The sequence below is a fragment of the Litorisediminivivens sp. KMU-197 genome (assembly GCF_056858395.1).
In genome coordinates, this window is the sequence record NZ_JBXEQG010000008.1 from 38,194 (window position 1) to 56,379 (window position 18,186).

Below are 18,186 nucleotides of genomic sequence, written 5' to 3' on the forward strand. Positions count from 1 at the left end.
AACAACCCTACGGCGGCAAAGGCGCTCAGTCGGGCTGGCGCTCGAAACCGATCTGAAGCAGACGGAACGCACACAGGCACAGCACGGTAATCAGGACAAGCTCGGTGCCGTCCTCAACAAGTCCGATCGACTGGTTGACCAGCAGTCCAGGTATCTGGGCGATGGCCACCGCGTGCACCGCGTCGAGCAGCACGCCAAACACCGCAAGCCCGGCAATGGCCATTATCATGCCGGCCAGCACCGTGCGCTCGGCCGCGTCGGCACGCCGGTAGGCGGCGGTCAGCAAGGCAACCTGGATCAGCCCCAGCACGGCGAAAACGGCCAGCTCGCCCACCGCGTTCGTCAAGTCGCCATAGCGTTCGGCAAGGACGGTCTCGGCCAGCCAGTCGCCTGCCCGCTCGTGCACACGGCCGGCGTCGTCTACCAAAAAGATGACAAACATCGGCACAAGCCAGCGCGCCGCCAGGCTGCGGGTCCAATACGCGGCCGCGAGCGCGAAGACCCCCGCCATCGTCCATTTCACGAAGTTGAAATGTTCCGGAATGGCGTTGTCGAAGAAGATCGAGAAATGATCGTAGAGCGCCTCGGTGAGCGGCGTCTCGACCGCCAAGTGCGCGGCCCCGGTCGCGACATGCGCCAGGATCAGCAGCCCATCCAGAACCAGCATTGTCGTCAGCAGCGACCGCAACATCGTCGGGGGCGTGCGCCCGGTCGCATAGGCCACTGCCGATGACCACGCCTCCGAAAGCGCCGCTCCGAACGCCGTCATGATGAGACTCTCCAAGGGGTGGTGCCGGACGAGTGGGACGGCAGGATCATGTCAGCGGGTCTTTTCAAGGATGAGGGGCTTCGATCCCGATCATGACGACCCGAGCGGCCAATGGCAACGCATCGAACATCGGTCATGCGATGCAATCCGGTCGCGACACGGGATACCCGGTCCGGGCTGGGACTGCCTAAAGCCAAAAGTCCTCCGCGCCGAAATCATTGGCCGAAAATCCCGCGCCGTGTTGGATGCGGATCGCAAGATCGATCGCGTTGTCGCCGTCAACCGACCCATAGACGAAGGTCTGTCCGTTGACATCTTCCAACCACAATGCGCCCGCGCCATGTGCTAGCCCCGCGTCGGTCGTCAATTCTCCCAGGAATTCGAACGTCTGGTTTCCGGCGCGGCCCGTGTCCGCATCGATCTGGGACAGGTCGATCACGTCGCCCCCTGCGGCACCGATCCCCTCCATGCCATCGATGAAGTCCTCCGCTCCAAAAGCGGAGTCGGTGACCGAGGAAAACATGAACCTGTCATCGCCAACCTGACCCCGCAGCGTGTCCGCCCCGTTCCCGCCGTCCAGCAGGTCGTTTTCCGCACCGCCGTTCAGGACATCGGAACCGCCTATACCGTAAAGCGTGTCGCTGCCCCGGCCACCGTTCAGGGTATCGTCTCCTATACCGCCGAAAAGCAGGTCGTTCCCGGACTGACCATCCAGATAATCGTTGCCCAGGGCGCCCCGCAGAACGTCGGCCGCGTCGCCTCCGGTCAGGCTGTCGTTGCCGTCATCCCCATTGAGGGTGTCCTGCCCTGCATCGCCATACAGGGTGTCGGACCCGCGGCCGCCGTCCAGTTCATCGTGTCCGTCGCCCCCCCTGAGGGAGTCGAGCCCGTCGCCGCCATCAATGAAGTCCGCGCCAAGGCCTCCTTCTGCGGAATCGTCGCCAATGCCTCCGTAGATGGTGTCATTGCCGTTGCCACCCGCGATCGTGTCGGCGCCGCTTTGTCCATGCAGTTCGTCTGCGTGGTTTTCGCCGCGCAGGATGTCGTCGCCATTGCCTCCGTAAAGCACGTCGTCGCCGTCGCTTCCGGCAAGTACATCGTTCCCGTCACCGCCGGAAAGATTGTCGTTGTCTCCCCCGCCCCCGATCAGATCGTCATCCGTGCCACCATCGATCGTGTCGCCGCCTGCGCCGCCCCAGATCGTGTCCGCGCCGCTGCCACCGGTGAGCCAGTCCGTCCCCGCGCGGCCTTCGATATTGTCGTTGCCCTCCTGTCCGTGAACGGTGTCCGCACCGTCGTGGGAAATCAGGAAGTCATCGCCGCGACCGCCATACATGACATCGTTACCCGATCCGCCAAACAGCATGTCCAGACCGTCGCCGCCATCCAGGGTGTCGGCGCCGATCCCGCCGAACAAACGGTCCAGCCCCGTGCCGCCCGAGATCGAATCGTTTCCGGCGCCGCCGAACAGAACGTCGTTGCCGTCCGCGCCGGTGAGCGTGTCATTGTGGCCCTGACCATTCAGCGTGTCATGGCCTGTGCCGCCGTCAAGCACGTCGTCTCCGTCCCCCGCGATAAGGGAATCGTTGCCCATTCCGCCCTGCATGACATCCAGGCCGGCATAGCCGCGAAGCGAGTCGTTTCCGGCCTCGCCGAACAAGGTGTCGTCGCCGGTTGCACCGATGACCAGATCATGACCGCCTCCGGCTCTGACAAGATCGTCGTTGGTTCCCGCGTTGATCACATCGTCGCCGTCGAAACCGTACAAGGTGTCCGATCCCGCCAGACCCCAAAGCGTGTCTGCGCCCGCCGTTCCGGAAACCAGATCGTCGGTCTCGGCCGGAGCCTCGACCTCGGCCGGGTCGAAGACAGTGATGTCGAGGCTGCCGACGGAGTTCCCGTAAAGCAAGGCACCCGAGTTGTCCCAGATCGCCCGGTTGGCGTCGCTGATGATGTTGCCGGTTGCGGACAGGCCGCTGGAGAAGTCGCCGACGTATCCGAACCGAATTCCGTCAAGCCCGACGCTGCGGATGGTGTTCCCGTCGATGGCGACGTTGTAGATCGTCCCGCCACCCATGTCGTCGATATGCCGGTAGAGCAGGACACCATATCCCTCGATATTCTCGATAAGATTGCCGGTGACCGTGATGTTCAGCAGGTTCGCGTTGTCGGGGTCCTTTCTGGCCTCTCGGGCAAGGACGATTCCGTTCTCCGCCCCCGAGATCGAATTGCCCTGCACGACGATTTCCGAAACCGTCCGGCTGCCGGCATCAAGGTAGATGCCGAAGCGTTCGATGCCATGGATATCGTTGTTGACGATCGTGCCGTTGCGGGCCCCGGCCTTGACGTCAATGCCGTACTGGTCCGTGTCGTAAACGTGGTTGCCTTCGATATTGAAGTTCTCGACACCGCCGCCGACGGTGATCGCCTCGCTCACGCCATCGGGCGTGTTGGTGTTGGTCACCGTGTTACCGACGATCTCGACGCCCGACAGGTAGTACGGGTTGTCGAGATCCGTGATCAGGTCCAACCTGCGTCCGGCGACGTGAATGCCCGAGCTGCCGGTGGTGTCCACGACGTTGTTGGTGATGCTGATACCCTGCTCAGGTGCCTCCTGCGGACCGGAGCCTTCGACATAGGCCCGGACGTAGATCCCGTGGTTGGGGGCATTGATCAGGTTGAAGCCGTCGACGTGGATATGGCTCTGCCCGGTGATGTTGATCAGACCGACGACGTCGTGTCCGGTGCCGTCGATCGTGACACCGCCGTTCCCCGACAGCGTTGTGATCGTGATCGGCTCTGCCGCGGTGCCTGACACACCGACCGTGAACGGGTCATACTGTCCATCCGCGACGATGATGGTGTCGCCGGGCATCGCATCGTCCACGGCAGCCTGTATGCTCGTATAATCCGCCGCCTGACCGGCGGGTAGCGCGCTAGGGTCGGACGCAACATATAGCTGTCTGGACATCTTACATTCCCGTATAGTGTCGTTATGTCATCCCGTATGGTCCTGCAAAAACGATATCAAGGCTGCCGCGAAGTCAGTGGATTTGAGCGGCGAATCCACGCCTATTTCGCCTCTGTGGCGAGCGGAAATGCCCTATTTTTCTGGCGTTGATTTGGTTGGAAGATGGCAAAGATGTGGCGGCCGGACCGGTCGGCGGCAAAGCCCCCTCGGCCGCGCCGAAACAGGCAGGATTCCGCCGGTGCCGCGCTGCCTTTCGGCGCGGCTCATGTCACGCCGCATCGCAAGCCCGCGACGCGGCTTCCTTGACTGAAGAACAGCAGCCCGAGGGACGCGGCTGCCCCTCGGTCCTATGGGTCACGGATAACCGTTTTCCAGCGTCAGCGCGCGGGGCTCACCCCTGCTCGGGCAGGAAGACATAGCCGTCGCCCCGCCGCTCGGTCCGGCCCAGACCGCCCGGCAGGTGGAACCCGATCAGCCGCATTCCATCGGCGCTGATCCGGTCGAGCAATGTCTGGCGGGTCGCGGCGGCGGTCTCCGGGTCATGATCGGCGCCCGACGCCCAGCCGGGCTGCTCGAAGGCCACGTGATGATTGCCGATGGCATCGCCCACCACCATCACCGACTCCGACCCGCCGCGCAGCTCGAACGCCATGTGGCCGGGCGTGTGCCCGAAGCTTTCCACCGCCAGCACACCGGGCAGCACCTCGTCTCCATCGCCGAAGGTCGTCACCCGATCCGCGATCCCCTCGAGCCGCCGCTTGGCGCCCACCGCAAAGGATTGCCGTGCCGCCCCGATGCTGTCGACGGTGCCGTCGTCCATCCAGTAATCGAACTCGGTCGCGCCCATCAGGTACGCGGCATCAGGGAACAGCGGGTCGTCGAAATCATCGAGCAGACCCCAGATGTGATCCGGGTGCCCGTGGGTCATCACCACATGCGTCACCTCGTCCGGGCTGAGGCCGATGGTGTCGAACGCTTCCATAAGCTTGCCCGCGCTCGGCTGAAAATCCGGCCCGGCACCGACATCGAACAGCACCACCCTGTCCTCGTCGCGCAACAGCGTGAGGTTGCACGGCGGCGTCAGCGTGTCGGCCGACAGGTCGTACTTCTCGATGATGGGCTGGAGCGGTTGCTTCGGCATTGGCCCGAAGATGAACTCGGCGGGCAGGGTCAGGTGCCCGTCGCTAAGCGTGTCGATCCGCGCGCCGCCCAGCGCAACGCTCGACCAGACCGGCGGTGCCGCCGCCATGCCCGCGGCTGCACCGATACCTGCCAGAACCTTGCGCCGGCTAAGTGCCATGACCTGTCCTCCCAAACATAATGTCATATGCGAATATGACCGGGTGTCGCGCGCGAGGCAACGGTGTATCGGGGGCGCTGCCCCCGCCTTCGGCTCCCCCGGGATATTTTCGGCCAGAAGAAGGACTAGACCCCGTAGTCACCGCCAAGGTGCTTCTCGCCGCGTTTGCGGGCCAGTTCGATCTGCTTCTGGCGTTCGCGGAAACGCGCCTTGTCGGCGTCCGAGGTCTCGTCGATGCAGTGATGGCACGAAACGCCGTGTTCATAGTCGGGCCGGTCGCGGTCTTCGGGCAGGATCGGCCGCCGGCAGGCGTGGCACAGCAGGTGCGGACCCTCGCGCAACCCGTGCCCGACCGAGACGCGCCCATCGAAAACGAAGCAGTCGCCCCGCCAGGTGCTGTCTGCTTCGGGCACCTCTTCGAGGTATTTCAGGATGCCGCCCTTCAGGTGATAGACCTCCTCGACCCCCTGCCCCAGCAGGTAGTTGGTCGATTTCTCGCAACGGATGCCGCCGGTGCAGAACATCGCCACCTTCTTGTTGTGAAAGCGGTGCTTGTTCTGCTCCCACCACTTCGGGAAGTCGCGGAAGCTGGCGGTGCCGGGGTCGATGGCGCCTTCGAAGGTGCCGATGGCGGTCTCGTAATCGTTGCGGGTGTCGATGACCGCCACGTCCTCCGCGCAGATCAGATCGTTCCAGTCCTGCGGCGCGACGTAGTGGCCGGTGCGCGCCCGCGGGTCCACGTCGGGCTGACCCATGGTCACGATCTCGCGCTTCAGCCGCACCTTCATGCGGGCGAAGGGCGGCGCCGCGGCGGTGCTTTCCTTGTGCTCCAGATCGGCACAGCCGGGCAGGGCGCGAAGATGCGCCAGCACCGCGTCGATGCCGCCGCGCGTGCCGGCAATGGTGCCGTTGATGCCCTCGTGGGCCAGCAGAAGGGTGCCGGTAACACCGTGATGCGCGCAGAGATCCCGCAACGGCCCCTGCACGGCGGCGGGATCCTCAAGGCGGGTGAAATGATAGAGCGCGGCGACGATGAACATGCGCCTCAGATACGCAGCCCCGACGACGCAGACAAGATCACGATTGCATAGCGGCACGGTCCTCGGCCGCGATCGCCAGCCCGTGGACGACGGCGGTAAAGACCTCCGCGGTTTCCTGCCGCGCGTCGGGGAAACGGCCGGCGAGCGCCTTACGCACCCCGCCAAGCAGGCTCGACCCGCCGACGAAGACCACCATGTCGACGCTGTCGGGCGTGCATCCCGCATCCACCACCGTCGCCAGCGCCATCTCTCCGATGCGGTCGCTGGCGGCCTGAAGCTCATGTTGCATCTGGATGTTCCACAGGTCCACGCTCAGCCCGCGCGCGACCACCTCGAGCGCGATCTCGCCCCGCTGGGTGTCGTTGGCCGCAATCTTCCCGGCCTCAACCGCGTAGGCGATGTCATGACCCAGATGCATCTCCAACACCGCCGCCAGCCGTTCGAACAGCACCGGCTCCTCCGCCATCCGCGCCCAGCGCCTGACCTCGCGCAGCAGCGTCGGTTCGTAGACGAAGGCGATCTTCTCCCAGCTTGCCAGATCGTGAAACAGCGCCCGCGGGGCGGTGTGCGTCTTGTCGCCCAGCTCTGCGCCGATCGCCGCGCCATGCCCGAGCAGGGGCATCACGTGGGCGAGGCTCAGGCTGCGGTCGAAATCGGTGCCGCCCAGCCTGAGCCCGCGGCTGGCAATCACCCGGGTCCGGCCATCGGCCCGCTCGCACAGGGTGAAGTCCGACGTGCCGCCGCCGATGTCCACGATCAGCATCCGCCCCGCGCCCGCCACCGCCAGCGCCGCTGCCTCGGGTTCGGGCAGGAAATCGACCTCGCGAAACCCCGCCAATCCATAGGCCTCGCGCAGGTCCGTTTCCGCTTGCGCATCCCTGTCCGCCGAGGCCGAGTGAAACATCACCGGCCGCCCGGACAGGACCGCGTCATAGCGCCGCCCGGTCAGCCGTTCGGCGCGGCCCTTCATCTCGGCCAGGAACCGCCCGATCACCTCGATCAGTGTCACCCGATCATTCAGCAACCGCCGCTTTTCCCGCGCCAGCGGCGTGCCGAGGATGCTTTTTAACCCGCGCATGAAGCGGCCGTCCTGCCCCTCCATCATCGCCCGCGCCGCCGCCGCGCCATAGACAAAGCGCTGCGCGTCGAAATCCACGAAGACCGCCGTGGGCAGGGTCTGCGCCCCGTCCTCCAGCCGGAGCGCCTCGGGGCGTCCGCCGGTGACGATGCCTGCCCCGCTGTTGGACGTCCCGAAGTCAATGCCAAGCCGCGCCATACCTGCCTCACCCGTACCGAAAGCGGCGGTGATACCCGCAAGCCTGCCCCATGGCAATTCGCGAAACCGGACTCTAAGCTGCGCCCAGCAATCAAATCAGGAGGCCGCCCCATGCGCGCGCTACTCGTCATCGACGTGCAAAACGATTTCTGCCCAGGCGGGGCGCTCGCGGTGGCCGGCGGAGACGAGATCGTCGGCCCGATCAACGCGCTGATGGGCGACTACGACGCCGTGCTTCTGACCCAGGACTGGCACCCCGAGGGCCACTCTTCCTTCGCCAGCCGCCATCCCGGCAAGGCCCCCTTCGAGCTGACCCAGATGCCCTATGGCCCGCAGGTGCTCTGGCCCGAGCATTGCGTGCAGGGATCAGAGGGCGCGGCCTTTCACCCGTCGCTCGACACCACCCGCGCCGACCTGATCATCCGCAAGGGCTTCCGCCCTCAGATCGACAGCTACTCCGCCTTCTTCGAAAACGATCACACCACCCCCACCGGGCTGGAAGGCTACCTCCGCACCCGTGGCATCACCGACCTGACGATGGTGGGCCTCGCCACCGATTTCTGCGTCGCCTTTTCCGCTGTGGACGCCGCCAGGCTGGGCTTCGCCGTCACGGTGCTGACCGATCATTGCCGCGCCATCGACCTCGACGGCTCGCTCGCCGGGGCGCAATCCAACATGCGCGACGCCGGCGTCACCCTGTCCTGAAAGGCCCCGATATGGTCGACATCGCCACCCGCGTCTGGAACCACAAGTGGAAGATCGACCCCATCGTGCGGTCGCTGATCGACACCGATTTCTACAAGCTCCTGATGTGCCAATCGGTGTTCCGCAACAAGCCCGAGACGCAGGTCACCTTCTCGCTGATCAACCGTTCGAAACACATTCGCCTGGCCGAACTGATCGACGAGGGCGAGTTGCGCGAACAGCTCGACCATATCCGCTCGCTGTCGCTGTCGCGCGGCGAAAGCACATGGCTGCGCGGCAACATGTTCTATGGCAAGCGCTCGATGTTCCGCCCCGACTTCATGGAATGGTTCGAGGCCCTGCGCCTGCCACCCTACCACCTGGAAAAGCGCGACGGCCAGTACGAGCTGACCTTCGAAGGCGCCTGGCCCGAAGTCATGCTCTGGGAAATCCCGGCTCTGGCGGTGCTGATGGAACTGCGAAGCCGTGCCGTGCTGAACGACATGGGCCGGTTCGAGCTTCAGGTGCTCTACGCCCGCGCCATGACCAAGCTGTGGGAAAAGGTCGAACGCCTGCGCGCGATCGACACGCTGCGGATTGCCGATTTCGGCACCCGGCGGCGGCATAGCTTCCTGTGGCAGGACTGGTGCGTACAGGCCATGACCGAGGGGCTGGGGCCCAGCTTCGTCGGCACCTCCAACTGCCTGATCGCCAAGGAACGCGACCTCGAGGCGATCGGCACCAACGCGCACGAACTGCCGATGGTCTATGCCGCGCTGGCCGACACCGACGCCGAATTGGCGCAGGCCCCTTACGACGTGCTGGCCGACTGGCACGAAGAGCACGAGGGCAACCTCCGCGTCATTCTGCCCGACACCTTCGGCACCAAGGGCTTCCTCGACCGTGCGCCCGACTGGCTGGCCGGCTGGACCGGCATCCGCATCGACAGCGGCGACCCCGCCAAGGCCGCCGAGATCGCCATCGACTGGTGGAAATCCCGCGGCGAGGACCCACGCGAGAAGCTGGTGATCTTCTCCGACGGTCTCGACGTGGACAACATCGCGTCCCTCCACGCGCAGTTCTCCGGCCGGGTTCGCGTGTCCTTCGGTTGGGGCACCAACCTGACCAACGATTTCCGCGGGCTGGTGCCTAATGGCGGTTTGGACGCGTTCTCCTTGGTGTGCAAGGCGGTGTCGGCGGAGGGTCGGCCCACGGTCAAGCTCTCGGACAACCCGGAGAAGGCGATGGGTCCGGCGGACGAGATCGCGCGCTACAAGCGGGTGTTCGGGGTGGGCGAGCAGGAGCGGATCGAGGTAGTTGTGTGACGAAAACTGCCAAAATCCCGTGAATAGTCGGAAACACTCCGATTATACTCCTATTATCCTCATTTGACGCATTGATTCTCGACCGAAATGGTGCGATTGTGCGCTCGCGGCGTGACAGCCGTCCGCCAAATTTGGAACATATCAATAGGTTATGTGTTGAGTGATGACAGATCGCCCGAACTACGAGTGCAAACTGAGTATCACGGACACGAACAGCCGAGGCATTTTATGACGAAGAACCCCACCCGCGTTCAACTTGATTTTACCCCGCGACAGGTCGCCCGTCTGAACAAGCTGATGGAGGACTGCGATATCCAGACCCGTAAGGAATTGTTTAACTACGCCTTCACCGCCTTCGAATGGATGGTGAAGCAGCGTCGCGCTAGCCGCAACATCTATTCCTGGGACGACCACAGCGATACCCGCTACGCCTTGCAGCTTCCGGCACTCGACAATGTCGAGGTCGAAGCCGAGCTGGCGAAGGCTGCCGCCGGAGATACCGAGGATTATCAAGGCGAACATCCGAAGACCGCAGTCGGCTTCTAGTTGCTGACTTCAACCTGAAAACGATTTACCATCCCGAGTTGAACTTACTCGGGATGACATTGGTTGAAGACCATTTTCGAAGAGCCGGAATCGTTTCTGCCGGACGTGGAATTGAAAGACGCGGCTGCGGTCAGACACATTGTTGTCTGCCTGCACGGCATCTTTTCGGTCTCTGGAGACTGGGCATCCTATGAGCGTGTGACGGCAAGATTCAACGACATTGCCGTTACCTATGCGCCGGTGTCCTATGCCATGACAGGCGTGACGGACATCCTCTTCCTGCGCGGCGAAAAGGAACGCAGGGCGCGGGTGGGGCGCCGCATCGCACAGGCGCTGGCCTCCAGGGATTTCGAATCCGCAACGATCATCTGCCACAGCTACGGCACCAAGGTCTTCAGCGCGCTGCCCCGCAGGGTTCAGGAGGCCTTCGACTGGGTCTTCTTCGTCGGCTCGGTCTGTCACATCGACGATGACGAAAGCTTCGAGGTCTGCAAGGCCAAGCTCGTGAACGAATGCGGCATCAACGATCCCTGGCCGATCCTGCTGGCGGCGATCCGGCCAAAGACCTATTGGCACACCGGCGTCGTCGGCTTCAACAATTACCCGATCCGGGACAGGTACTTCCTCTATGGTCACTCGCTTGGCGTGCAGGCCCGCCACTTCGAGCGCTGGGTTCTGCCCGTCCTGCGCACCGACGACGTCCGCCCCGCGCAGAAGCACCGGCCGAGACAATGGCGGGTAAATGCGCCCTACATCCTTCGCGGGCTCGGCGCTGTGGCCGTGGCGGTCAGCCTTGTCTACGTGGCGTGGTAAGGCTGCCTGGTGGTCCCGGCGGGTGATTACTCCTCCACCTTCCCCCTGAGCGCCTTCACCTCGCCCCGCTTCTTCTTCGCATCCACACGCTTGCGCTTCTGGTTCTGCGACACCCGCGTCGGCACCCGGCGTTTCGGACGCTCCAGCGCGCGTCGCACCATCTCCGCCAAACGCTCCCGCGCAATCTCGCGGTTGCGGGCCTGGGACCGGGTCTCGTCGACCTGCACGACCACCGCGCCCTCGCGGGTCCACTTGCGGCCCGCGACGCGCTGCAGCCGGCGCTTAACCGCGTCGGGCAGGGACGGGGACCGCTCGGCCTCGAACCGCAGTTCGACCGCCGTCGACACCTTGTTGACGTTCTGGCCGCCCGGACCGGAGGAGCGGATGAACTGCTCGGTCAGCTCCCAATCGGCGATTTCGATGGCGTCATTGATGGTCAAGGGCATGGTACGGTCCGGCAGGGGCTTTTGTACAAAACCATAGGTCGTTTTGTACAAATTGTACAAAATCGAAAAGGGCCATGCCCGGCGGCATGGCCCTTCGAGAATGTCAGGAGGTGGGGCCGGTTAGGTCCTACCAATTCGGAGTTTGCACTCCCCAAGGGCTGCCTTAGAGGGCGCCTCCCCGAACTGTTCCGACACCTTTCTCCAATACCTCTCTAGACACTGAAGCACCTCCTTTCTGTTTGTTGTCCGTACCCCGAATCATGGCACGGCAATTCTGAATCTCAAATAAAAACTTCACGCCACGGCGCGATTTTTTCCAAGGTGCGTGACGATCGCCCGAAACGGGATCAGCGCCACCACAGCCAGCGTCAGCTTCACCAGCCAGTCGGCGAAGGCCAGCGTCACCCAGAGCGGCAGCAGCGGCCCGGCGTTCATGAAAGGCACCGGCTCCCACGCCCAGTTGATCGCCGCGTCGGCATCCGCGCCGAAGAAGGTGACCGAGGCGGAAAAGGCGATGGTGAAGAACATCGCGGTGTCGAGCGCCGAGCCAACCAGCGTCGAGGCCAGCGGCGCACGCCACCAGCGGCCCTCGCGGAAGCGGTTGAACACCGCGATATCAACCAGTTGCGCGATCAGGAAGGCAGTGCCCGAAGCCACGGCGATGCGCAGCGGCACGGCGGCATAGGTATAGCCGTCGCCCTGCAGCATGATCTGGCTGCCGATCAGCGAGCAGACCACGCCGGTCACGAAGCCCGCCAGCACGACCTTGCGCGCGGCGGTCACGCCGTAGACGCGGTTCATGATGTCGGTGACCAGAAAGGCCAGCGGATAGGTGAAAGCGCCCCAGGTCAGCAATCCGTCGAGGATCAGGAACTGGACGAGGATGTTCGAGGCCACGACGATGGCGGCCATGGCAAGAATGCCAGGAAGGTGGGTGCGGTTCATGATGCGTGCCCGTTTTATCAAGGTTGCGGCGACTTGGCCCCCGGGGTCGGGAACGGGCGGCTCTTAACGGCGGCGCGGTGCCGACGCAAGCGTTTAATCCCCGGCGGGGCCGGTCCGTCGCCGGACCGGCCGCTTATCGTAGGACGTATTCGACGATCTCAGTCCGCTGGAAGATGCCGAAGTTGTCGTCCGAGATCATCGTCAGCCGGATCGCCCCGGTTTCGGTACGGGTCACGGCGATGCCTTCAAGGTTGTCGTGCCGGGCCAAAGTGCTCGACAGCAGCACCTCGCCGCTACTGATCCCTGATCCGTTCACCACGAAACGGCGCACCCGTGACCGGAACCCCAAGCCGGTGAACTCACGCTCCAACAGATAAAGCCTGCCGTCCGGACCAAAGTCGGCACCCACGGGCAGGAAGCCTCCGGTCCGCGGGATCGAGAAAGGCTGGTCCCAGCGGGTTCCGTTGAACCGATAGACCGGGAAGGGTCTGGTCATCTGGCCGGACCGCTCGGGGATGGTGTAAAGCCAGCCGCGATCATCGACCGCCAGCGCCTCGAGCGAGGAATTGGCCTGCAGGTGTTTGAAGTCCGGATGTCTTTCCATCCGCGCGGCACGGTTCATCGTGGGATAGGGCCAGACCCGGTGCCAGCCTTCGAACGACACGAAGCGGCGTCCGTCCGCGCCGATCGCAAGCCCCTCGCTGTCCCGGTCGCCGCGCCGCTTGATGATGGCGCCGTCCACGTTGCGCAAGGGTGCGGGCTGAGTGCTCTCGATCCGGACGATGCGGCCGTCCTCGCGCACCAGCCGCGCCTCGACATAGCTGCCACGGTCCGACAGCGCCACGAAGTGTTCGCCGTTGTCGGTAAAGTCGATGGCCGAGAAGCCGCCGAACCCCTCGGCATCCATTTGCCAGGTAAAGCTCTGGATATGCGTGGCACGGGGCGCGTTCTCGGCGGCGATGGTGCAGCCGGCCAGCACGGTCAGCGCCGCGCCGATGATAAACCGTTTCATGGGATCCTACTGAGCCTGCAACACGTCTGCGCATTGCGCCGGAAGATCGGCCAGCACCAGCTCGCGCTTGGGCTTCGGTGCGGGCGCGTCCGGGTCCGGCGGCGGCGGGTTGAGAATATTGTTCACCCATTCCTGCGCCTGGTCACAGCCGTCGCCCGGCGGGGGCGGGTTCTGGTTCACGCAGCCCCTTGTGCCGCTGGGGCAGGCAAGCCTGACGTGGAAATGATAGTGATGTCCGTACCATGGCCGGATTTTGCGCAGCCACGACCGATCACCGGTCTCGTCGTTGCACATCTTCACCTTGGCCCCGGGGAAGATGAAGATCCGCGCCACCCTTGGGTCGCTGGCGGCGGCCTTGAGAAGTTCGTGGTGTTGCGGTGTCCAGCTGTCGTTGGTGAAGGCGCCGTTGGCGCGCCGGAGCGAGATCGACGACAGTTGTTCCCGGGCTTGCCGCGACAGTTGCAGGTTGGTGGCGGGGCGCAGCCAGATGTCGCCGTCAAGACCGATCTGATGGCTGGCATGGCCGGTCAGCATCGGGCCGCCGCGCGGTTGCGACAGGTCACCGATGTAGAGCCCGTTCCAGCCCGGCAGGCGCGCTGCCTTCTTTGACAGGTCCTGCAGATAGTCGATCAGTTGCGGATGACCCCAGTTGCGGTTGCGTGACAGCCGCATCGCCTGCCAGGTCGGTCCGGTTTCGGGCAGTTGCGCGCCGCCCGCCAGGCAGCCCTTCGAGTAGCTGCCGTATGGGGCCGGCGATTGGCCCGACCCGTCCGACTTGGCGCCGAACAGTTGCTTGGCCTGTTTCGAGGACAGCACACCCATGCTGTCGCCGATGGTCGGCAGCGCCTCGGCGCGGACGGCGGACTTGGTGGCGGCGGATTCGTCGCCACAGGCGCTCAGAACGGCGCAGACAAGGGCTGCGGCGGCTAGGCGATAACGGTGTCGGACCATGCTGCTCGGTCTCCTTCGGGTTTGACCCAGCGTAGCAGCAAGAGACCGATCAGGAAAAGGGCGATGAGCGGGGTCACGCCCAATTGTTGTGAGCCAGTGATCTGGGTCATCACCCCGATCGACAATGGCGCAAGGAACGACGTCGCCTTGCCGGCCAGCGCATAGAGCCCGAAGGCTTCGGTCATGCGGGCCGGGTTGGCCTGGCGGACCATCATCGTGCGGCTGGCGGATTGCAGCACACCCCCCGCCGCGCCGATCAGCGCACCGATCAGGTAGAAGGCCACGTCGGGCAGGCCGGACCCCTCGGGCAGGGCCACGCCATAAAGCGAGGTGGGTGACACCAGCACCGTCGAGATTGCCGCGAAGGTCAGCGCGAGGATCGCACCGGTGATGACCGGTTTCGGACCGAAGCGCGAATCCCACATCCCGCCCAGCCACGCGAAAAGCGCCCCCGCAATGATTGCCACGATGCCGAAGATGCCCACGTCCACCACGCTCCAGCCCAGCACGCCGGCGGCGTAGATGCCGCCGAAGACGTACATCCCGTTCAGCGCATCGCGGTAGAACATCGACGAGGCGAGGTAGGCGAACAGCGACGGGCTTTGCGGCAGGTGTTTCAACGTGCCCTTCAGGTCGCTCAGCGCCCGGCCCATCGCACCCGGCACACGGGCGGCGGGCTTGGGGTCGCGCACCCAGGCGAAGAACGGCACCATGAACACCACGTACCACACAGCCGTCAGCGGGCCGACGAAGCGGGTGCCCTCGCGCGCTTCGGCGTCCAGCCCGAGGATCGGCGAGATGCCGATCAGGGTCTTGCCGGTGGTGGCGTTCTCGGCGAACAGCGTCAGCATCATCACCAGTGCCACCAGCCCGCCGACGTAGCCGAAGGCCCAGCCATTGCCCGAGATCCGGCCGATCTCTTCGCGGGTGCCCAGGTCTGGCAACATGGAGTTGGTGAAGATCGTGGCGAATTCCATGCCGATCAGTCCGATGGCAAAGAACATCAGCGTGAGCGTCAGGTTGAAGTCGTCGGGCGCCGCGAACCACAGCACCGCCGAGCCGACGACATACATCGCCGAGAACAGCCAGATGAACCGCATCCGGTGCCCCGAGGTGTCGGCCACCGCGCCCAGCACCGGCGCCAGCAGCGCGATCACCAGACCGGCGGCGCCGATGCCGTAGCCCCAGGCCGCCTGCGCGGCGGTGCCGTCGCCCACCAGTTCCTTGACATAGGGGCCGAAGATGAAGGTCAGCAGCAGTGTGTTGAATGGCTGGCTGGCCCAGTCGAAGAAGAACCAGCCCCAGATGCGCTTGCGTTTGCCTGCCTGCATGTCTCACCCCTGTTTTGCAGGGTTAGAGCGCGGTTTGGGCCAAGCGCGCAAGCATTTGTTGCCCGGACGTAAGGGAACCGACGGGGACGGGAGTGGACCGAAGCGGCCATCTCGCCGCCGAGCCTGTTGCCTGAGGCACGGCCGCGATATCCGGTTCGGGTCATGCAGCGGCCACTGTCCCGGCGGCATTGCCAATAGGCTCCGGGCAGGATCAGCCGAGATTGAAACTGACGATCACCCGGTCCTCGCCAGACAGGTTCGGGTGCACCTCGTGATAGAGCCAGCCGGGAAACAGCACCAGCATCCCCGCCTCGGGCCGCAACGCCACGGAGGGGCGGCAGACCTCGGGCCGATTGGCATAGCGCGGCTGGCGCATCAGGTTCGCGGTGCGCGGATCGGTGAACTCGATATCGCCGGAGCCTTCCGGCACCGAGACGTAATACACCCCGCTCCACAGCGCGCCGGGATGCAGATGCGACCGGTTGGCTGCACCGGGGGAGTTCACGATTGCCCACATGCCCAGAATCTCCGGCCGCGCCTGCGGGTCGTAGCCCAAATCCTCGGCGACCAGTGCCGCCATGGACCGCACCGCGCTAGAAAGGCTGGCGAACTCGGCATCGCGGTGCAGGGTGTCACGGCTGTGCCAGCCACCCTGTGACCTCAGGTTCGAACGGCTCAGGCCGGCGGCGTCCGCGCGCCGCTCATCGGTGATGGCCCGTGCCAGCGTGGTATTGACGGACGCGGGATGCTCCAGACGGGCCTGAAAGATCAGGGTTGGAAACAGGTCCTGACGTTGGAATGAGCCGATCATGCGGTCCCCCTGCGAGGCTGCGACGATGGGACCACGTCACCCCTACCGGGGTAAAGCGCAAACCGCTCAGTCGATCATTCCGGTGTCGATCCAGCGGCGGAACAGGTCGACGTCCGCCTTCGGCCATCCGCCATCGTCGGGCATGGTGCCGTCGTCCAGCCGCTCGAAGATGCGTTCGGCATTGGTGCGCACATCGTCTAGGTCATGCAGGTCGAACCGCGCGTAGGTCTTCATGCACAGCCGGTCGCGGCGGCGGAACAACGGCCTGATATCAGCCTCGAAGCTGGGTTCGTCCTTGGCGTCGGGATGCAGCAGCGTGACCTCGTCGGGCGACAACCGGGCCATCGGCGGCAGGAAGCGGGCGTCGGTGGCGAACATCACGCAGCGTATGGTTTCTTGCGCGTGGACGCGGACCCCGCGCAGCGGCGCCCCCGGCCCCCAGAAGTTGGCCTCGTCACAGGGTGCGACAGCGGTGTCGGCGTGGACCGGCGTCAGCATCGGCAGCACGGTCTGCCCGGCGGCGGGCCGGCGCGCGATGAAATCGAACTCCAGAACGCCATCCCGTGGCGGCAGGGCGAAGAACCGCATGTCGAGCCGCGGATTGGCCCAGCCGGTGCTGGTGACCCGGCCCGAGGCCATCACGATCATCGTCGGCGGGTCCGTCCGGACGATCTTTACCGTGACCTGATCGACCGAGTAAATCGACGGCATGAGGGTCTCCTGAAAGGCGGGCCGGGACTTGAAAGCATCGAAGCCCGCGCCCGAACCGAAAAACACAAAAACCGGATGCGCAAACCCTGCGGCGGAGACGTGAATATTTCGTCATCGCGGCCGCGTAAGGCTGCAAAAAGATCGTGAAAACGGAGGGTTCCGTGGCGCCGCCGGCAGGTGCGCAGGACTCGACACCGCTGCGCAGGCAGGTATCGTCGCGGCAACCAAACAGGAGCGGATCATGGACAGGCGACCCCTTGGACGGACCGGGCTTTCGGTCACCCCGATCTGTTTCGGCACCTCGGCGTTGGGCGACATGCCCGACACTTACGGCTACGAGGTGCCCGAGGCGCGGGCGCGCGAGACGCTTGAGGCGATCTTCGCCGGCCCGATCAATTTCCTCGACAGTTCGCGCAATTACGGTTTCGGCCGCTCCGAGGCGCGGGTCGGCGCTGCGATCCGCGATCATGGCGGTCTGCCCGAGGGCTTCGTGATCTCGACCAAGCTCGACCGCGACATGGAGACCGGCCGGTTCGACGCCGCCCGCGTCCGCGAAAGCATCGAGGAGAGCCTCACCGCGCTGGGGCTGGATCACGTCCACCTGCTGCACCTGCACGATCCCGAACATGCCCGCGACCTGCAGGAGATCACCGGCGAGGGCGGCGCGCTGGACGCGTTGTTCAAACTGAAGGAAGAGGGCGTCGCCGGGGCGGTCGGGCTCGCCATGGGCCGGCTCGACGTGATGAAGCCGATCCTCAGCGCCTATCCCTTCGATGGCTTGATCAGCCACAACCGCTACACACTGCTCAACCGCTCGGCGCATGCGATGTTCAACTATGCCGATGCCAAGGGCATGGCGATCCTGAACGCCGCGCCCTATGCCGGTGGCGTGCTGGCGAAGGGCAGCGCGGCGATGCCACGGATCACCTATCAGGAGGCCGACGCCGAGGCGCTGGCGCCGGTCGAGCGGATCGAGGCAATCTGCGCGAAGCACGGCATCGCGCCGGGGGCGGCGGCGCTACAATTTTCGATGGCGGATACGCGTGTCGCCTCGACAATCGTTGGCGTGTCCAGACCGGAACGGGTGCGGCAGACGCTGGACTGGGCCGAGGCCAGGATCCCGGCTGCGGCGGAAGAGGAATTGACGGCGGTGCCCTTCGCAACCGAGGATCCGGAGGCGAACCGGGTGTACCGGCCGGGGTAAGAGCCGTCGACGGTTGGCCTGATGCCGGATTGCAAGCCGAACACGACTTCG

The 18,186-nt window shown here is 64.8% G+C and carries 17 protein-coding genes; 5 read left to right on the forward strand and 12 right to left on the reverse strand.

All coding sequences use genetic code 11. The features are described 5' to 3' along the window. Positions 1-25: 25 nt before the first annotated feature. From AC04PT_RS15875 to AC04PT_RS15895, 5 genes are all read right to left on the reverse strand, one after another. A complete protein-coding gene (locus AC04PT_RS15875) occupies positions 26-769 on the reverse strand; it encodes a hypothetical protein (protein WP_482874703.1) in 744 nt (247 codons plus the stop codon). A 187-nt stretch (positions 770-956) separates the two neighbouring features. Continuing rightward, positions 957-3,740: a right-handed parallel beta-helix repeat-containing protein gene (locus tag AC04PT_RS15880; protein WP_482874704.1), complete on the reverse strand. Its 2,784-nt coding sequence runs from the start codon at positions 3,738-3,740 to the stop codon at positions 957-959. A gap of 391 nt (positions 3,741-4,131) precedes the next feature. After that, a complete protein-coding gene (locus AC04PT_RS15885) occupies positions 4,132-5,040 on the reverse strand; it encodes an MBL fold metallo-hydrolase (protein ID WP_482874705.1) in 909 nt (302 codons plus the stop codon). A 125-nt stretch (positions 5,041-5,165) separates the two neighbouring features. Further along, complete coding sequence (gene trhO / locus AC04PT_RS15890; protein WP_482874706.1) at positions 5,166-6,080, reverse strand: oxygen-dependent tRNA uridine(34) hydroxylase TrhO; 915 nt, start codon at positions 6,078-6,080, stop codon at positions 5,166-5,168. A 37-nt stretch (positions 6,081-6,117) separates the two neighbouring features. Further along, the gene (locus tag AC04PT_RS15895; RefSeq protein WP_482874707.1) at positions 6,118-7,356 is read right to left on the reverse strand and encodes an Hsp70 family protein; all 1,239 of its coding nucleotides are present in this window, start codon (positions 7,354-7,356) and stop codon (positions 6,118-6,120) included. Positions 7,357-7,467: 111 nt separating this feature from the next. Between AC04PT_RS15895 and pncA the strand changes: the two genes are divergently transcribed. From pncA to AC04PT_RS15915, 4 genes are all read left to right on the forward strand, one after another. Further along, on the forward strand, positions 7,468-8,061 hold the full coding sequence (gene pncA / locus AC04PT_RS15900) for a bifunctional nicotinamidase/pyrazinamidase (protein WP_482874708.1): 594 nt from the start codon (positions 7,468-7,470) through the stop codon (positions 8,059-8,061). 11 nt (positions 8,062-8,072) lie between these two features. Further along, the gene (gene pncB, locus AC04PT_RS15905) at positions 8,073-9,365 is read left to right on the forward strand and encodes a nicotinate phosphoribosyltransferase (protein ID WP_482874709.1); all 1,293 of its coding nucleotides are present in this window, start codon (positions 8,073-8,075) and stop codon (positions 9,363-9,365) included. Between the two features lie 228 nt (positions 9,366-9,593). Then, positions 9,594-9,911 carry a hypothetical protein gene (locus AC04PT_RS15910; RefSeq protein ID WP_482874710.1) on the forward strand — a complete coding sequence of 106 codons (318 nt, stop codon included), beginning with the start codon at positions 9,594-9,596 and terminating at the stop codon, positions 9,909-9,911. 63 nt (positions 9,912-9,974) lie between these two features. Further along, positions 9,975-10,724: a hypothetical protein gene (locus AC04PT_RS15915; protein ID WP_482874711.1), complete on the forward strand. Its 750-nt coding sequence runs from the start codon at positions 9,975-9,977 to the stop codon at positions 10,722-10,724. A 26-nt stretch (positions 10,725-10,750) separates the two neighbouring features. Here the strand turns inward: AC04PT_RS15915 and arfB are convergent, their stop codons facing one another. From arfB to AC04PT_RS15950, 7 genes are all read right to left on the reverse strand, one after another. Then, positions 10,751-11,170: an alternative ribosome rescue aminoacyl-tRNA hydrolase ArfB gene (gene arfB, locus AC04PT_RS15920; RefSeq protein WP_482874712.1), complete on the reverse strand. Its 420-nt coding sequence runs from the start codon at positions 11,168-11,170 to the stop codon at positions 10,751-10,753. A 294-nt stretch (positions 11,171-11,464) separates the two neighbouring features. Then, a complete protein-coding gene (locus tag AC04PT_RS15925) occupies positions 11,465-12,115 on the reverse strand; it encodes a queuosine precursor transporter (protein ID WP_482874713.1) in 651 nt (216 codons plus the stop codon). Positions 12,116-12,248: 133 nt separating this feature from the next. Next, the gene (locus AC04PT_RS15930) at positions 12,249-13,127 is read right to left on the reverse strand and encodes an esterase-like activity of phytase family protein (RefSeq protein WP_482874714.1); all 879 of its coding nucleotides are present in this window, start codon (positions 13,125-13,127) and stop codon (positions 12,249-12,251) included. Between the two features lie 6 nt (positions 13,128-13,133). Continuing rightward, on the reverse strand, positions 13,134-14,078 hold the full coding sequence (gene mepA / locus AC04PT_RS15935; protein WP_482874715.1) for a penicillin-insensitive murein endopeptidase: 945 nt from the start codon (positions 14,076-14,078) through the stop codon (positions 13,134-13,136). Continuing rightward, positions 14,054-15,409 (reverse strand): MFS transporter, encoded by a 1,356-nt coding sequence (locus tag AC04PT_RS15940; protein ID WP_482874716.1) that lies wholly within the window; start codon positions 15,407-15,409, stop codon positions 14,054-14,056. Before AC04PT_RS15940 ends, mepA begins: the two co-directional genes overlap by 25 nt. Before the next feature lie 211 nt (positions 15,410-15,620). Continuing rightward, positions 15,621-16,220, reverse strand: coding sequence for a TIGR02466 family protein (locus AC04PT_RS15945; RefSeq protein WP_482874717.1), 600 nt, complete (start codon positions 16,218-16,220; stop codon positions 15,621-15,623). Between the two features lie 66 nt (positions 16,221-16,286). Then, positions 16,287-16,931 (reverse strand): hypothetical protein, encoded by a 645-nt coding sequence (locus tag AC04PT_RS15950; RefSeq protein ID WP_482874718.1) that lies wholly within the window; start codon positions 16,929-16,931, stop codon positions 16,287-16,289. Between the two features lie 241 nt (positions 16,932-17,172). Here AC04PT_RS15950 and AC04PT_RS15955 point away from each other — a divergent pair, with 241 nt between their 5' ends. Continuing rightward, positions 17,173-18,135 carry an aldo/keto reductase gene (locus tag AC04PT_RS15955; RefSeq protein WP_482874719.1) on the forward strand — a complete coding sequence of 321 codons (963 nt, stop codon included), beginning with the start codon at positions 17,173-17,175 and terminating at the stop codon, positions 18,133-18,135. Positions 18,136-18,186 lie beyond the last annotated feature (51 nt).

Coding starts and splice junctions, on each gene's coding strand:
- pncA (WP_482874708.1), top strand. CDS start 7,468: ATGCGCGCGCTACTCGTCATCGACGTGCAAAACGATTTCTGCCCAGGC.
- trhO (WP_482874706.1), bottom strand. CDS start 6,080: ATGTTCATCGTCGCCGCGCTCTATCATTTCACCCGCCTTGAGGATCCC.
- AC04PT_RS15880 (WP_482874704.1), bottom strand. CDS start 3,740: ATGTCCAGACAGCTATATGTTGCGTCCGACCCTAGCGCGCTACCCGCC.
- AC04PT_RS15930 (WP_482874714.1), bottom strand. CDS start 13,127: ATGAAACGGTTTATCATCGGCGCGGCGCTGACCGTGCTGGCCGGCTGC.
- AC04PT_RS15925 (WP_482874713.1), bottom strand. CDS start 12,115: ATGAACCGCACCCACCTTCCTGGCATTCTTGCCATGGCCGCCATCGTC.
- AC04PT_RS15910 (WP_482874710.1), top strand. CDS start 9,594: ATGACGAAGAACCCCACCCGCGTTCAACTTGATTTTACCCCGCGACAG.
- AC04PT_RS15895 (WP_482874707.1), bottom strand. CDS start 7,356: ATGGCGCGGCTTGGCATTGACTTCGGGACGTCCAACAGCGGGGCAGGC.
- mepA (WP_482874715.1), bottom strand. CDS start 14,078: ATGGTCCGACACCGTTATCGCCTAGCCGCCGCAGCCCTTGTCTGCGCC.
- AC04PT_RS15945 (WP_482874717.1), bottom strand. CDS start 16,220: ATGATCGGCTCATTCCAACGTCAGGACCTGTTTCCAACCCTGATCTTT.
- AC04PT_RS15955 (WP_482874719.1), top strand. CDS start 17,173: ATGGACAGGCGACCCCTTGGACGGACCGGGCTTTCGGTCACCCCGATC.
- AC04PT_RS15940 (WP_482874716.1), bottom strand. CDS start 15,409: ATGCAGGCAGGCAAACGCAAGCGCATCTGGGGCTGGTTCTTCTTCGAC.
- pncB (WP_482874709.1), top strand. CDS start 8,073: ATGGTCGACATCGCCACCCGCGTCTGGAACCACAAGTGGAAGATCGAC.
- AC04PT_RS15950 (WP_482874718.1), bottom strand. CDS start 16,931: ATGCCGTCGATTTACTCGGTCGATCAGGTCACGGTAAAGATCGTCCGG.
- AC04PT_RS15885 (WP_482874705.1), bottom strand. CDS start 5,040: ATGGCACTTAGCCGGCGCAAGGTTCTGGCAGGTATCGGTGCAGCCGCG.
- arfB (WP_482874712.1), bottom strand. CDS start 11,170: ATGCCCTTGACCATCAATGACGCCATCGAAATCGCCGATTGGGAGCTG.
- AC04PT_RS15875 (WP_482874703.1), bottom strand. CDS start 769: ATGACGGCGTTCGGAGCGGCGCTTTCGGAGGCGTGGTCATCGGCAGTG.